Source organism: Pseudocitrobacter sp. 2023LY-00077 (assembly GCF_055796175.1).
Genome location: NZ_JBSPEI010000020.1, coordinates 1 through 14,315, shown reverse-complemented (window position 1 = coordinate 14,315; position 14,315 = coordinate 1). Strand labels below are relative to the sequence as shown.

The window sequence follows — 14,315 nt, the reverse complement described above, 5'->3', positions numbered from 1 at the left end:
GGTGTGTTTATGCAACGAGGGATAGTCTGGGTCGTAGATGACGATAGCTCCATCCGTTGGGTGCTTGAACGCGCACTCACCGGGGCGGGCTTAAGCTGTACTACATTTGAAAGCGGCAACGAGGTGCTGGACGCGCTCACCACCAAAACGCCGGACGTGCTGCTGTCGGATATTCGTATGCCGGGCATGGACGGCCTTGCGCTGCTCAAACAGATTAAACAGCGTCACCCGATGCTTCCGGTCATCATAATGACGGCCCATTCGGATCTGGATGCGGCGGTCAGCGCTTATCAACAAGGCGCATTCGATTACCTGCCCAAACCGTTCGATATCGATGAGGCGGTGGCGCTGGTTGAACGTGCCATCAGCCACTATCAGGAACAGCAGCAGCCGCGCGATGTGCCCGCGTTCGGGCCTACCGCCGATATTATCGGTGAAGCGCCAGCGATGCAGGACGTCTTTCGCATTATCGGGCGACTCTCCCGGTCATCAATAAGCGTGCTGATTAACGGTGAATCCGGTACCGGTAAAGAGCTCGTCGCGCATGCGCTGCATCGCCACAGCCCACGCGCGAAAGCGCCGTTTATCGCCCTGAACATGGCGGCGATACCGAAAGATTTGATTGAATCCGAGCTTTTTGGTCACGAGAAAGGCGCGTTCACCGGTGCTAATACCGTGCGTCAGGGGCGTTTTGAGCAGGCAGACGGCGGCACGCTGTTTCTCGATGAAATTGGCGACATGCCCAACGATGTACAGACCCGTTTGCTGCGCGTACTGGCCGACGGGCAGTTTTACCGCGTCGGTGGCTATGCGCCGGTGAAAGTGGATGTGCGTATCATCGCAGCGACCCACCAGAACCTGGAGCTGCGCGTGCAGGAGGGGAAATTTCGTGAGGATTTATTCCACCGCCTGAACGTCATTCGCGTGCATCTGCCGCCGCTGCGCGAGCGTCGGGAGGATATTCCGCGCCTGGCGCGCCACTTCCTGCAAGTCGCCGCTCGCGAACTGGGTGTGGAGGTTAAACTGTTGCACCCTGAAACCGAAGCCGCGTTAACGCGTCTGGCGTGGCCTGGCAACGTGCGCCAGCTGGAAAACACCTGTCGCTGGCTGACAGTGATGGCCGCAGGCCAGGAAGTATTGATCCAAGATTTGCCGAGCGAACTGTTTGAAACCACTGTTCCGGATGGTACGACCCAAACCCAGCCTGATAACTGGGCGACGCTGCTGGCGCAATGGGCCGATCGTGCCCTGCGTTCCGGTCATCAAAACCTGTTATCGGAAGCGCAGCCGGAAATGGAGCGTACGCTGCTGACAACCGCGCTGCGTCATACTCAGGGGCATAAACAGGAAGCCGCACGTTTGCTGGGTTGGGGGCGTAATACCCTGACGCGCAAGCTGAAAGAGCTGGGGATGGAGTAGCACAGCGTTGCGCCGGATGGCGCTTCGCTTATCCGGCCTACAAACAACGAGGCGTTGTAGGCCCGGTATGCGCCACCGGGCAATAACTTAAATCACACGAGAGAACTGCTGCATCCGCGCTTTCTGGCGCAAATAGGCATCGAAGCACATACAGATATTACGAATCAACAGACGACCTTTTGGCGTCACCTGGATTCCTTTTTCATCCACATCCACCAGCCCATCTTTCGCCAGCGGCGCCAGCAGTTTTAAATCTTCCGCAAAATAGTCGGCAAAATTCAGATCCCACTGCTGCTCAACGGCGGCGTAATCCAGGCGGAAATTACAAATCAGCGCCTTAATCACGTCACGACGAATGCAGTCATCGCGGGTTAGGGCAATCCCGCGCCACAGCGCATCGCCGCGTTCATCAACCTGCTGATAATAGAGTTTCAGCTCTTTCTGGTTCTGCGCGTAGCAGTCGCCAATCATGCTGATCGCCGAGACGCCCATGCCGAGCAGGTCGGTATCGCCCTGCGTGGTGTAGCCCTGGAAGTTACGATGCAGCACGCCTTCACGCTGAGCAACGGCCAGCTCGTTATCCGGACGGGCGAAGTGGTCCATACCGATAAACTGGTAACCGGCATCAGTGAGCGACGAGATGGTTTCCTGAAGAATATCCAGCTTCTGCTGGGCGGAAGGTAAATCGGCATCTTTAATTTTGCGCTGCGCGGCAAACAGCGTCGGCAGGTGCGCATAGTTAAAGACGCTCAGGCGATCCGGGTTGAGCTCACCTACACGTTTAAGCGTAAAGGCAAAGCTTTCCGGCGTCTGTTTTGGCAGGCCGTAGATCAGGTCAATGTTGGTGGAGGTGAAGCCGATCTCGCGTGCGTGATTCAGCAACGCGAAGATAAATTCTTCATCCTGTTCGCGATTTACCAGACGCTGAACTTCTTTGTTGAAGTCCTGCACGCCCATGCTCAGGCGGTTAAATCCTTCGGCGCGCAGATGGTCGATCACGTCCAGTTCGATTTCGCGCGGGTCAACTTCAATCGAGATCTCGGCGTCGGCGGTAAAGTGGAAGTTCTCGCGCAGCAGCGTCATCAGGCGAGTAATTTGCGCTTTATTCAGATAGGTTGGCGTGCCGCCGCCCCAGTGCAGCTGGGTGACATTGCGTTGGGTGAACAACGGTGCGCGGTGGCGAATTTCCTGCTCCAGCGCGTCGAGATACTGATCGGCTTTATGCTGCTGGCGAGTGACAATTTTATTGCAGCCGCAGAAATAGCAGAGCTTATGGCAGAACGGGATATGCACGTACAGCGACAGCGGCCGCTCGGGATAACGCGCAACCGCATTCAGAAACTCGCTCTCGCCAAACGCGTCGGAAAATTCCAGCGCGGTGGGATACGAAGTGTAACGTGGCCCGGAATAGTTATATTTCTGGATCAGGGCCAGATCCCAGTCGATTAACTGCACAGACATGCTTACTCCTTCCAGTGACGTCGCTAACGACGACGGCGTGCCGGCCTGGCTCCTTGTTGAGCCATTAACCGGTTGCGCAGCCGTTTTTGACGCCGCGACAACCGTTGTAGTTTAACGAATAACCACACCAGATAACATATAACCAGAAGGGTTATAAGCAGGACCGGGAAACCAACTGCGTGCAAACGTTAGTTTCCGCCCTTAAGCAGACGCATCATGTCTTCCTTGCCCTCTTCTTCCTCTTCTTCTTCGTCATCGTCGTAGGAGAGGCCAAGCTGCTGCATCAGCTCGTCGATACGATCCAGTTTGGCATCGACCCAGCTTTGCTCTTCAGCATTCAGTTTTCCGCCTTCTTCCAGGCGTTCCAGCAGCGCATCCAAACGCTCATCCGTTTCTAACTGCTCCAGCTCAGCCTGCGGTGAAAGCATAGGTTTCTCGCTTTTTGGTTTTTGCTGACGAGGGGTTGTCTGCACAGCGGTAGCGCCCAGCTGAACAGGTTTTTTACTGCCAATACGGGGATCTTTTTCCTGACCTTTTTGGCCCGCGCGTCCAGATTCACCGCTGCTACTTGCACGGCTGCCCGGCGTATGGCCACGATGTTTCTTCTGGCGCTTACGATCGCGCGCTTCCTGGTCCAGTTCTTCGCGGGTTTTGCGGCGTGTTTTGGCACGCGGTGCAGATGTTGGTTTTTTCATGGTGTCGTCTTATGGCCGTTTTATTCAGTATAGAATTGAGGCGGAATCTAGCAGAATACCAACAAAGAAAAAAGGCGACAGAGTAATCTGTCGCCTTTTTCCTGACTCTCCACCCTTAACGGGCGCTACATTCCATGTTAGCTACCGACACACCCTGTCTTTCCTTCAGCCTGGAACGATCCCTGTACGATTCCATTTCCTTTCTCTACGTCTCCGGACGTTTGTCATCCTGACAATCCTAAGTCTTCGCCTCCTGGCGCTCCTGACCCTCATCCTGAGTTAGAAATCCTTCCGGCGTCCTCGCCAATGAGTGATACTTTACCTTGTTGAGCTAAACTAACAAGCAGCGAAACGGCACATAAATATAAAATCAGAGTTTTCCCCAACATTAACTCTATGATTTATCTATTTTTACCGATTTTTCCTTCTCAAACTTCTCTGAAATTTCGCATAGGGTTTATGGGCAATATCTCACAAACTGTAGGGGTTTTGCTTACATCCTGTAGACTCGCTGAGGAAAATCAGCCTTTTTTTACCGATCGGGTATAATCGCCAGCATTGCCTGATTTAACGGAGACGACCGTTTTGACTAACTGGAATTACCAACTGACGCACTTTGTGACCAGCGCGCCAGATATCCGCCATTTACCTTCCGATACCGGAATTGAAGTGGCATTTGCGGGCCGCTCCAACGCCGGAAAGTCCAGCGCGCTGAATACGCTGACCAACCAAAAAAGTCTGGCCCGTACGTCAAAGACGCCGGGCCGTACGCAGTTGATTAACCTGTTTGAAGTGGCTGACGGTAAACGTCTGGTCGACTTACCGGGCTACGGTTACGCTGAAGTGCCGGAAGAGATGAAAATCAAATGGCAGCGTGCGCTGGGTGAATACCTGGAAAAACGCCTGTGTCTGAAAGGGATTGTTATCCTGATGGACATCCGCCATCCGCTGAAAGATCTCGATCAACAGATGATTCAGTGGGCCGTAGACAGTGAAATTGAAGTGCTGGTATTGCTGACCAAAGCCGATAAGCTCGCCAGCGGTGCGCGTAAAGCGCAGGTTAATATGGTACGCGAAGCCGTGCTCGCCTTTAACGGTGACGTGCAGGTTGAAGCGTTTTCATCGCTGAAAAAGCAGGGTGTGGATAAGCTGCGTCAGAAGCTGGACACCTGGTTTAGTGAGATCCCGCCGGAAGTGGCGGCTGAAGAAGCCGAAGAGTAATCATTCTGTCGTCGGGCACGCTTGCCCGACCCGGATTTCACGTAAAGCTGCCATCCGGCGGCTTTTCTTTCGCCCAATAAAAAACGCCCCGGTCATTACTGACCGGGGCGGCTAAAATATTCAGCCAAATCCGATTACGTGAAGTAAAAGGTCTGAAAGATAGAACATCTTACCTCTGTACCCTACGCGACTAACTCTACTCTTTTTTTTTGGTCACAGAAAGCACTTTTTGTAGTTTTTTTTCACTCATTACATAGCGAATTCTAATGTTCATCACAAAACGCTATAAGTTATGTTGCTTACTTACCAAAAAAGCGCTTGGTCGCGGAAAGCTTAGTGCGCCTGATCCCAGTTTTCGCCGCTGCCCACTTCCACCAGCAATGGCACATCCAGTTGGGTGCTGTTTTCCATCAGTTCATGGATTTTTTTCGACACGGCATACACATCATCTTTATGCACTTCGAACACCAGTTCATCGTGCACCTGCATGATCATGCGCACGCGCGGTTTTTCGCTCTCAAGCCAGGCATCCACAGCAATCATCGCTCGCTTGATGATATCGGCGGCAGTGCCCTGCATTGGGGCGTTGATCGCGGCTCGTTCAGCCCCGGCACGACGCGCGCCGTTGCTGGATTTGATGTCCGGAAGGTAAAGACGACGGCCATCCAGCGTTTCAACGTAGCCCTGATCTTTCGCCTGTGCGCGGGTACGCTCCATATACTCCAGTACGCCAGGGTAACGCTCGAAGTAGAGATCCATATACTTCTGCGACTCTTTACGCGGAATGTTGAGCTGGCGAGAGAGGCCAAAAGCGCTCATGCCGTAGATCAAACCGAAGTTAATCGCCTTCGCGCTGCGGCGCTGTTCGCTGCTTACACTCTCTAATGGCAAGCCAAAAACTTCCGCCGCCGTCGCGCGGTGGATATCTTTCCCTTCCGCAAACGCGGTCAGCAGGCCCTTATCACGCGACAGGTGCGCCATAATACGCAGCTCGATTTGTGAGTAGTCCGCAGAGACAATCACGTAATCTTTCGGCGCAATAAACGCCTGGCGAATACGACGCCCTTCATCATTACGTACCGGAATGTTTTGCAGGTTCGGATCCGTCGAGGAGAGACGCCCGGTTGCGGTGACAGCCTGATGATAAGAAGTGTGCACGCGCCCGGTTTTCGGGTTAATCATCAACGGTAGCTTGTCGGTATAGGTGGATTTCAGCTTCGCCAGGCCACGATACTCAAGAATGACTTTTGGCAGTGGATAATCCAGCGCCAGCTCTTCCAGCACTTCTTCCGACGTAGACGGTGCGCCGCCCGGCGTTTTCTTCAGCGGTTTAATGCCCTGTTTTTCAAACAGAATGGTTTGCAGCTGCTTTGGCGAGGAGAGGTTAAACTCTTCACCAGCGACCTCAAAGGCTTTCTGCTCCAGCTCCACCAGCCGTTTCGCAATCTCCTGCGAATGCGCATGCAGCACTGCCGGGTCGATCTTCACGCCATTGCGTTCCACGCGCGACAGCACCGGCACCAGCGGCATCTCGATATTTTCGAAGACGCTCAGCGGCCCCTTCTCCTTTTGCAGCTTTGGCCACATTTTCAGATGCAGTTGCAGCGTGACGTCGGCATCTTCCGCCGCATAGCGGCCCGCTTCTTCCAGTGCGATCTGGTTGAAGGTCAGTTGCTTCTTACCTTTGCCGGCGATCTCTTCAAAGGTGATGGTTTTATGCTTCAACCAGCGGTCAGAAAGGCTGTCCATGTCGTGACGGCCCGCAACGCTATCCAGCGTGTAGGATTCCAGCATGGTGTCATAGGCAATCCCGCGCAGTTCAATACCGTAGTTAGCGAGGATCCCGCGGTCATATTTCAGGTTCTGCCCGACTTTCAGGCATTTTTCATCTTCCAGCAGTGGCTTGAGCAGTTCCAGCGCGCGTTCGCGGGAAATCTGTTCTGGCGCGTCAAGATAATCGTGCGCCACTGGCACATATGCGGCAACGCCCGGTTCGGTTGCGAACGACAGGCCAACCATATTGGCAGAGACATTATCGAGGCTGTCCGTTTCCGTATCGAAAGCAAACAACGGTGCTTTTTTCAGCTTCTCAATCCAGTCAAGCAGGGTCGCCTCGTCCAGGATCGTGACGTAGTTATCGGCGCTCAGGGTGGCGGTGGTTTCGACTTCCTCTTCCACCACGATGGTTTCCGCAGGTTTGGCGGCGGATTTTGTCGGCTTCGCGCCCTTCGCCTGCAACCATTTGCCGGATTCGACATCAGTGATCCAGCGTTTAAATTCGTACTTTTTAAACAGACCCAGTAATTCTTCTGCGGCTGGCGGTTTCACTTCCAGCTGTTCGCAGGTCAGTTCCAGTTCTACGTCAGTTTTGATGGTCGCGAGTTTATAGGAGAGATACGCCACCTCTTTGTTCTGCTCAAGCTTAGCGGCCATGGTTTTCGCACCACGGAAGCTCAGCCCGGCAATTTTATCCGACTCAGCATAGAGGGTATCCAGCCCCCCCAGGCCCTGAAGCAGCGCCTGCGCGGTTTTTTCGCCCACGCCCGGCACGCCAGGAATGTTATCCGAGGAGTCGCCCATCAGCGCGAGGAAGTCGATGATGAGTTCCGGCGGCACGCCGTACTTGGTCACCACCTCATCCGGGCCAAGAATGGTGTTGGTCATGGTGTTAATCAGGGTGATACCCGGCGTAACCAGCTGCGCCATATCTTTATCACCGGTGCTGATCAACACCGGGCGACCCGCCGCTTCCGCTTCGCGCGCCAGCGTGCCGATCACATCATCCGCTTCGACGCCCGATACCGCCATCAACGGAAGCCCCATGGCTTTTACCATCGCGTGCAGCGGCTCGATCTGCGCACGCAGATCGTCAGGCATCGGTGGGCGGTGAGATTTGTAATCCTCAAACAGTTCGTCACGGAAGGTTTTACCCTTCGCATCAAACACCACGACCGCGTGCGTCGGCTGATATTGCAGCAACAGGCTGCGCAGCATATTCAGCACGCCATACATCGCGCCGGTCGGTTCGCCTGCGCCATTGGTCAGCGGTGGGAAAGCATGATACGCCCTGTAAAGATACGAGGAGCCATCAACGAGGATAAGGGGATTTTCGGGGATCTGAACCATAATTTCCGTGCCTGTTTATCAGATTATGGTTAAAGGATGCCACAGACAGCATGAAAACATGAGTTTTTCGCCCCATTTACGCGAAAAGATTTGCAGATCTTCTGGATCACTCGCAAATCAAATCTGTGGATAACTTTGTGCATAGTTTTATTATGCTAATAACATGTGATCATTTATGTCTATGCAATCCATAAATAGATTCTATTTTTCATATAGTTATGCAATGATCGCCAACACAAAACAAGATGTGGTGACAATTTATCCTGTGTGGATATAAGCAGAGGTTATTTTTCTGTTCTGGTAAGACCCGTCATTAGGTGTGTTTTCTGATAAAATCAGCCCCTTGTGCGTTTTGCCTGCGCGCGTTAAATGACTAACTATCTGAATAAACTAATTATGTCGAGATTGCTCGCGGCGATAACGCTTCCCATAAGTATCGCGCTTACTATTTTACTGACCATATTGTGTTCCGTGCCGATCATCATCGCCGGGCTTGTTAAGCTTATTTTGCCCATCCCGGCAATCTGGCGTTCCGTCTCCGTTTTTTGCAATTTTATGATGTACTGCTGGTGTGAAGGCCTGGCGGCGCTGCTGCATCTCAACCCGCATCTGAAGTGGGAAATTGAGGGCCTGGAAAAGCTGAACAAAAAGAACTGGTATCTGCTTATCTGTAATCACCACAGCTGGGCCGACATCGTGGTGCTGTGCGTGATTTTCCGTAAGCATATTCCGATGAATAAGTATTTCCTGAAACAGCAACTGGCCTGGGTTCCGTTTATCGGTCTGGCCTGCTGGGCGCTGGATATGCCATTCATGCGCCGCTACTCGCACAGCTATCTCATCCGCCATCCGGAGCGTCGCGGAAAAGATGTTGAAACCACGCGCCGCTCCTGCGAGAAATTTCGCACGCATCCCACCACTATCGTGAATTTTGTCGAAGGCTCACGCTTTACCGAAGAGAAGCGCCGCCAGACCCGCTCGCCGTATAAAAATCTGCTGCCGCCAAAAGCTGCCGGTATTGCGATGGCGCTGGGCGTGCTGGGTGCGCAGTTCGATAAGTTGCTCGATGTGACGCTGTGTTACCCGGAAAACAACGATAGCCCGTTCTTTGACATGCTGAGCGGAAAACTGACGCGCATAGTGGTACGCGTGAATCTGCTGCCGGTGGCCGAGGAGTTACACGGTGATTACGTCTCAGATAAGAACTTTAAGCGCCGTTTCCAGCAGTGGCTGAATACCCTGTGGGAAGAAAAAGATACGCTGCTGACGTCACTCATTACGCCGCACCCGCAGAAGAAATAATATCTAGCCTCGCCTCCAGAATGACAGGAGGCGAGGTAATCCGCTTATTGCAGGAAACGACCGCCCCGCGCCATAAACTCTTCCGCTGTCATCTCTTTGCCATTAAAGACAACGTTGCCCTGCTGATATTCAAAATCAAGCTTCGCCGCTTTGTCGTCTACGCTGATAAGATCCATCATCTTGCCAATTGTAGTGGCATTTTTAACATCTTTCTCAGCCTGTTTTTGTGCGGCAGCGTCATCCTTACCCTCCGCCAGCTTTATTTGCTTAGCGGTGTAGGTGAAAACATCCAGAGGCAGCATGACGTTAGCCGTAATGGTTTTGACATTCTGGTCAACGGATTCGGTTAACGTACCCGGTGTGAAGGTGGCTTTGGCCGGGTCGGCAATGGCGATATTAAGATTAGCGGTCATTTCGCCTTTCTCATTTTTCCAGCTAATCGGTAATTTGATGACTGGCTCGCTTTTCTGAATGTTGGCAATGTACTTCTGGAGCAGCTTCAGACTGAGCTCACTCATCGCGTCTTCATCTTCACTCAGCGCAGGATTCGCCACCATAGCCTTACTGAGTTCCATATTATAATCCGTGAACAACTGGCGAATCGCGGCAGGATCGAGATTATCTAAGAGCAGCGCAATTTTACCGCTTCCCAGATTCTGTTTTTCACGCGTCAAATCTTTGATGCCATATTCCTGGGTGTAGTTAATGTGTTTTTTATCACTGGATAATGCCATAGCCGTTGTTGCTGTCATGGCGTTAATCTGTACGATATCTTTACCCTTTGCATTTACATGAATATTATTTAACGCAATATTCACGCTCCCAACCGGGATATTATCATCAGCCGTATGGCCGGTAGATGTCATCGTCATTGAGTCTGAATAAACTTTGACGTCATTGCTATCCTGGCTAATAACGATGTTCTTTAATTGTCCATCAATCTGCACATCAGCAAGCGATAATTTATCACCAGATAAATTAAATTCGCCACCGTCAAAAGCAAATGTTGTTTTAGTATCTGCATAGGAAGCAGGTGCCACTACAAGCTGGGTCGCAATGGATTTATCATAACTTGCACGAATATTTGCATCGATTGGCGAGCGCCCTTTTGCCGCATCAAAAAGCGGTTTGGTGATTTCACCGTTAACCAGCGACACGTTCATCGCCGCCATGGCAGGCCCGAAACGTCCTTTTGCCAGCGAGGAAAGCGGGAAAGGACCATGGTCTACATCAACATTAAACGCAACGTTTTGCCCGGCTTTGATACCGCTGGCTTCTGCGCCATGTTCAAACGTCAGCACCACCTGGAAATGAGAACTCAGCATGCCGCTGGAAAAATCCTTGTAGCTTAATGTCATCCCCATTTGTGGCGATTTCACTTTACTGGCCTGATTAAACGCAGAAACAAAATCAGCAACTTTCGGTTCGATCTGTTTACCGGTATACCATGCGCTACCCATCCAACACACACCCAAAGCAACCACTACGCCCGCCGCTACGACACTCTTTTTCATGACAATCATCCCTAATAAATATGTACAGGCATTATATAAAAGAATATCCGGGGCCTGTATATTTGTTAGACTTAAAAGCGAATTATCAGAATGTATTTATTTTAGGGGTGTAAAAAAGGCCCGCAATAATTTGCGAGCCTTATATATTATTAATTAAACTTATTTTTTCTCAATAAGTTGTTTTACGGTATCAGCATACTGCTGAACAAAGATTTCCATATTGCTGGCATCCATACCCTGCGGATTCAGCTGATATTTGCCGTTAACAAACATCGCCGGAACACCTTGCAGTTGCAGATCAGCGGCCGCTTTTTCCTGCTGTGCTACCAGAGATTTCACCACAAAGCTGTTCCATGCGGCATCGTATTCTTCACCTTTCACGCCCGCATCGACGAAGACCTTACGGATATCGGCAACGTTCTGGACGGTCTGTGTTTTCTGAATGGCTTCAAACATCGGCGCAGTGATTTTATCTTCCACGCCCAGTGCCATTGCAACTGCCCACGCCTGAGTCAGGTCTTTGCCCAATGGGCCCAGGAACTCAACGTGGTATTTGGTCATTTTGGTGCCTTCCGGCAGTTTCTGTTTCACAGTATCGGAAACATGCAGCACTTCTTCAAACTGATAGCAGTGCGGGCAGTAGAACGAGAAGAACTCCAGCACCTGCGGCTCGCCGGCAACCGGTTTATCGAGGGTAGTGTATTGTTTGCCGTCGGTGATCTGAGCAGCGGAAGCGCTGAATGCCAGAATCATACCTGCCAGCGCAAGCCAAATTTTTTTCATAACGAATTCTCTCCTGAATATGTCAAATTAATACATTGGCGTTAACTGAAGAGGGGGTTCCTGAAGAACCTTCACCTGCTCAATAAATATCGAAATCTGCCGCAGCCAGAAATCTTCCCCGGTAAGCCAGGGGAAATTCTGAGGAAACGCAGGGTCATCCCAGCGCCTGATAATCCACGCAAGATAATAAACCAATCGCATCGCGCGTAAAGGCTCAATGAGAGCCAGCTCATCCAGATTAAAATTGCTGAACTCCTCATAGGCTTCAACAATCATCTCCATCTGCATCCGCTGCTCGGCACGATCGCCATTCAGCAACATCCACAGATCCTGTACGGCCGGGCCAGTGCGCGCATCATCCAAATCAACAAACAGTGGCCCGTCACGCCAGAGAATATTACCGGCATGGCAATCACCGTGCAGGCGCAGTGTGTTAAAGCGGCCATGCCACTGCGCCATTACGGCGTCAATGAGGTCATCGGTCGCTTTAAGAAAACGTTCTTTCAACGCGGCGGGAACCAGAGCGGAATGTTCAAAAACGGCGCGCGGCTCAATAAGATACTCTTTCACGCCAATTTCCGGACGGGCTACAAAGCGCGACTTACGGCCGGTTTGGTGCAAACGGCCCAGATACCGCCCAACCCACTCCATTTGGTCCAGATTATCAGATTCAAACTGGCGGCCTCCCAGGCTTGGGAATACGGCGAAGTAAAACCCCTGATGGGTCAGCAGCGTTTTGTTGTTGAAAGCGATGGGGGCGGCAACAGGCACTTCATCATTAAGAAGTTCCTGGGCGAAGAGATGTTCTTCCAGAATTTGGTCAGCCGACCAGCGTTCGGGGCGATAGAACTTCACCACCATACGGCGGCGATCTTCATCCTGAAATTGATAAACCCGGTTTTCATAGCTGTTTAACGGGGTAAGGCCAGAATCTACCCGAATACCTTGATCGAATAACGCATCGATGATGGTATCCGGGTGCAATGTCTGAAAAGTGAAAGCCTTGTCGTTCATCCTGCCAATCCGACTAACTATACGAATAGTTCAGGATATCATTTCGTAGCGCTTTCCGTGGTGGTGCTTACAACCTTTTACTCTTTAATCACGCCACGGGCGCGTAACAAAGCTGTTTTGAAGTCTTCTTCATAATCTTTCTGAATACCGGGGATCACCGCATCCTTCGCCGAGTCGCGCATTTTCAGGTGATAGATCAGAATATCATCCGTTAAATCCGCCAGTTCACCCTCATAACCTGACTCCTTCGCCAGTTTCTGCAAAAATTGCATCAGGTTCAGTTCCGGCTCTTTCTGCCAGGCTGGCTGGAGGAGTTCAATAACTTCATTCAGACGTTTACATTTCATGGTCGTGCTCCTTACTCTTGATTAACACACGGTAGCAGGGTCAAACCCACAATAAAAGAGGCGATATAGTGAATATAACGGGCGTCGTGCTGGCGGGCGGTAAAGCATCACGAATGGGCGGGCAGGATAAGGGGTTAATGACGCTGCATGGGAAACCGCTGTGGAAACATGTGGCGGATCGTTTACAGCCGCAGGTGAGCGCCGTGGCGATCAGCGCTAATCGCAATATTTCGGTGTATCAGGCCAGCGGTTTTCCCGTTTATCAGGATACGCTTGCCGACTTTCCGGGGCCGCTTGCCGGGATGGCTTCTGTCATCAGGCAAGCTGAGGGCGAGTGGTTCCTGTTCTGCCCCTGTGATACGCCGTTTATTCCTGCCCATCTGGCTGAACGTCTACAATCCCAGCGTAATGAAGCGCCGGTGGTGTGGGTTCATGATGGCGACCGCGATCACCCCGCGATTGCATTAGCCCATCGGCGAATTGCTGCGGATATTGAAGCCTATCTTGCACGCGGCGACCGACGTGTGATGGTCTTTATGCGCGAGGCCGGCGGGCATGCGGTCGATTTTAGCGATTGCCGGGAAGCGTTCAGTAACGTGAATACGCTGGAGGATTTGGCCTGGTTTGAGGCGCACTCATGATTCCCTTATTAGCGATAGCGGCATGGAGCGGGACCGGTAAAACAACTCTCCTTAAGCAGTTGATCCCAGAGCTATGTCAGCGCGGGATACGTCCGGGGCTTATAAAGCATACGCACCACAATATGGATGTGGATAAGCCAGGCAAGGATAGTTACGAATTACGTAAAGCAGGCGCGGCGCAGACGCTGGTTGCCAGCAAACAGCGCTGGGCGCTAATGACGGAGACGCCGGAGGAAGAGGAGCTGGATCTCGTATTCCTGGCCAGCAGAATGGATGCATCAACGCTGGATTTAATTCTGGTGGAGGGATTCAAGCACGAGGAGATCGCGAAGATTGTGTTGTTTCGTGAGGATGCCGGGCATAAGCCGGAAGATCTGGTGATCGATGCGCATGTAATAGCCGTGGCCAGTGATATTTCGCTCAGTGTGGATGTGCCGTTATTGGATATTAATGACGTCGAGGGGATCGCGGATTTTGTTGTGCAGTGGATGCGGATGTTGTGAATTGTGCGAGTTGTTGCCCGGTGGCGCTGCGCTTACAGGGCCTACGGGTTCGTGCCATTCGGTGGGTTTTGTTCTTTTGTAGGCCGGATAAGGCGCAGCCGCCATCCGGCAGGTTTTTTCCGCACCAGCGCAAAAAGGCCATCCTTTCGGATGGCCTTCTGCTTTATTTGATGCCTGGCAGTTCCCTACTCTCGCATGGGGAGACCCCACACTACCATCGGCGCTACGGCGTTTCACTTCTGAGTTCGGCATGGGGTCAGGTGGGACCACCGCGCTAGTGCCGCCAGGC

At 52.0% G+C, this 14,315-nt stretch carries 13 protein-coding genes and 1 rRNA gene; 5 read left to right on the top strand and 9 right to left on the bottom strand.

Annotated elements, in window-relative coordinates; genetic code table 11:
- The first annotated feature begins 9 nt into the window (after positions 1 to 9).
- Positions 10 to 1,419, top strand: coding sequence for a nitrogen regulation protein NR(I) (gene glnG / locus ACWWFX_RS21030; protein ID WP_473224702.1), 1,410 nt, complete (start codon positions 10 to 12; stop codon positions 1,417 to 1,419).
- Between the two features lie 87 nt (positions 1,420 to 1,506).
- Here glnG and hemN read toward each other — a convergent pair whose 3' ends face one another.
- Positions 1,507 to 2,880, bottom strand: a complete 1,374-nt coding sequence (gene hemN, locus ACWWFX_RS21025; protein ID WP_276219299.1) for an oxygen-independent coproporphyrinogen III oxidase — start codon at positions 2,878 to 2,880, stop codon at positions 1,507 to 1,509.
- Between the two features lie 188 nt (positions 2,881 to 3,068).
- Positions 3,069 to 3,575, bottom strand: a complete 507-nt coding sequence (yihI, locus tag ACWWFX_RS21020) for a Der GTPase-activating protein YihI (RefSeq protein ID WP_473224701.1) — start codon at positions 3,573 to 3,575, stop codon at positions 3,069 to 3,071.
- A gap of 585 nt (positions 3,576 to 4,160) precedes the next feature.
- Between yihI and yihA the strand changes: the two genes are divergently transcribed.
- Entirely contained in the window at positions 4,161 to 4,796 is a 636-nt protein-coding gene (gene yihA / locus ACWWFX_RS21015; RefSeq protein ID WP_276219303.1) for a ribosome biogenesis GTP-binding protein YihA/YsxC, read from the top strand.
- Positions 4,797 to 4,916: 120 nt separating this feature from the next.
- On the opposite strand, the gene spfP is transcribed toward yihA, so the two are convergent.
- Together spfP and polA are read right to left on the bottom strand one after the other, a co-directional pair.
- Complete coding sequence (gene spfP, locus ACWWFX_RS21010) at positions 4,917 to 4,964, bottom strand: small protein SpfP (RefSeq protein WP_071892919.1); 48 nt, start codon at positions 4,962 to 4,964, stop codon at positions 4,917 to 4,919.
- A gap of 165 nt (positions 4,965 to 5,129) precedes the next feature.
- The gene (polA, locus tag ACWWFX_RS21005; RefSeq protein WP_473224700.1) at positions 5,130 to 7,922 is read right to left on the bottom strand and encodes a DNA polymerase I; all 2,793 of its coding nucleotides are present in this window, start codon (positions 7,920 to 7,922) and stop codon (positions 5,130 to 5,132) included.
- Positions 7,923 to 8,318: 396 nt separating this feature from the next.
- On the opposite strand from polA, the gene ACWWFX_RS21000 reads away from it, so the two are divergent.
- A complete protein-coding gene (locus ACWWFX_RS21000) occupies positions 8,319 to 9,224 on the top strand; it encodes an acyltransferase (RefSeq protein ID WP_231825838.1) in 906 nt (301 codons plus the stop codon).
- Between the two features lie 44 nt (positions 9,225 to 9,268).
- Here the strand turns inward: ACWWFX_RS21000 and ACWWFX_RS20995 are convergent, their stop codons facing one another.
- The 4 genes from ACWWFX_RS20995 to ACWWFX_RS20980 all read right to left on the bottom strand — a co-directional run bounded on the left by ACWWFX_RS20995 (position 9,269) and on the right by ACWWFX_RS20980 (position 12,882).
- Positions 9,269 to 10,738: a DUF945 family protein gene (locus tag ACWWFX_RS20995; RefSeq protein WP_473224699.1), complete on the bottom strand. Its 1,470-nt coding sequence runs from the start codon at positions 10,736 to 10,738 to the stop codon at positions 9,269 to 9,271.
- A gap of 159 nt (positions 10,739 to 10,897) precedes the next feature.
- On the bottom strand, positions 10,898 to 11,521 hold the full coding sequence (dsbA, locus tag ACWWFX_RS20990) for a thiol:disulfide interchange protein DsbA (protein ID WP_149464275.1): 624 nt from the start codon (positions 11,519 to 11,521) through the stop codon (positions 10,898 to 10,900).
- A gap of 27 nt (positions 11,522 to 11,548) precedes the next feature.
- Positions 11,549 to 12,535: a serine/threonine protein kinase gene (locus ACWWFX_RS20985; RefSeq protein WP_276219309.1), complete on the bottom strand. Its 987-nt coding sequence runs from the start codon at positions 12,533 to 12,535 to the stop codon at positions 11,549 to 11,551.
- 77 nt (positions 12,536 to 12,612) lie between these two features.
- Entirely contained in the window at positions 12,613 to 12,882 is a 270-nt protein-coding gene (locus tag ACWWFX_RS20980) for a YihD family protein (protein WP_015966571.1), read from the bottom strand.
- A 113-nt stretch (positions 12,883 to 12,995) separates the two neighbouring features.
- Here ACWWFX_RS20980 and mobA point away from each other — a divergent pair, with 113 nt between their 5' ends.
- Both mobA and mobB read left to right on the top strand, forming a co-directional pair.
- The gene (mobA, locus tag ACWWFX_RS20975) at positions 12,996 to 13,523 is read left to right on the top strand and encodes a molybdenum cofactor guanylyltransferase MobA (RefSeq protein WP_456147533.1); all 528 of its coding nucleotides are present in this window, start codon (positions 12,996 to 12,998) and stop codon (positions 13,521 to 13,523) included.
- Entirely contained in the window at positions 13,520 to 14,026 is a 507-nt protein-coding gene (gene mobB, locus ACWWFX_RS20970) for a molybdopterin-guanine dinucleotide biosynthesis protein MobB (RefSeq protein WP_276219312.1), read from the top strand. Before mobA ends, mobB begins: the two co-directional genes overlap by 4 nt.
- A gap of 172 nt (positions 14,027 to 14,198) precedes the next feature.
- Here the strand turns inward: mobB and rrf are convergent.
- Positions 14,199 to 14,314, bottom strand: a 5S ribosomal RNA gene (gene rrf / locus ACWWFX_RS20965).
- Between the last annotated feature and the right edge of the window lies 1 nt (position 14,315).

Coding starts and splice junctions, on each gene's coding strand:
- glnG (WP_473224702.1), top strand. CDS start 10: ATGCAACGAGGGATAGTCTGGGTCGTAGATGACGATAGCTCCATCCGT.
- hemN (WP_276219299.1), bottom strand. CDS start 2,880: ATGTCTGTGCAGTTAATCGACTGGGATCTGGCCCTGATCCAGAAATAT.
- yihI (WP_473224701.1), bottom strand. CDS start 3,575: ATGAAAAAACCAACATCTGCACCGCGTGCCAAAACACGCCGCAAAACC.
- polA (WP_473224700.1), bottom strand. CDS start 7,922: ATGGTTCAGATCCCCGAAAATCCCCTTATCCTCGTTGATGGCTCCTCG.
- ACWWFX_RS21000 (WP_231825838.1), top strand. CDS start 8,319: ATGTCGAGATTGCTCGCGGCGATAACGCTTCCCATAAGTATCGCGCTT.
- ACWWFX_RS20995 (WP_473224699.1), bottom strand. CDS start 10,738: ATGAAAAAGAGTGTCGTAGCGGCGGGCGTAGTGGTTGCTTTGGGTGTG.
- dsbA (WP_149464275.1), bottom strand. CDS start 11,521: ATGAAAAAAATTTGGCTTGCGCTGGCAGGTATGATTCTGGCATTCAGC.
- ACWWFX_RS20985 (WP_276219309.1), bottom strand. CDS start 12,535: ATGAACGACAAGGCTTTCACTTTTCAGACATTGCACCCGGATACCATC.
- ACWWFX_RS20980 (WP_015966571.1), bottom strand. CDS start 12,882: ATGAAATGTAAACGTCTGAATGAAGTTATTGAACTCCTCCAGCCAGCC.
- mobA (WP_456147533.1), top strand. CDS start 12,996: ATGGGCGGGCAGGATAAGGGGTTAATGACGCTGCATGGGAAACCGCTG.
- mobB (WP_276219312.1), top strand. CDS start 13,520: ATGATTCCCTTATTAGCGATAGCGGCATGGAGCGGGACCGGTAAAACA.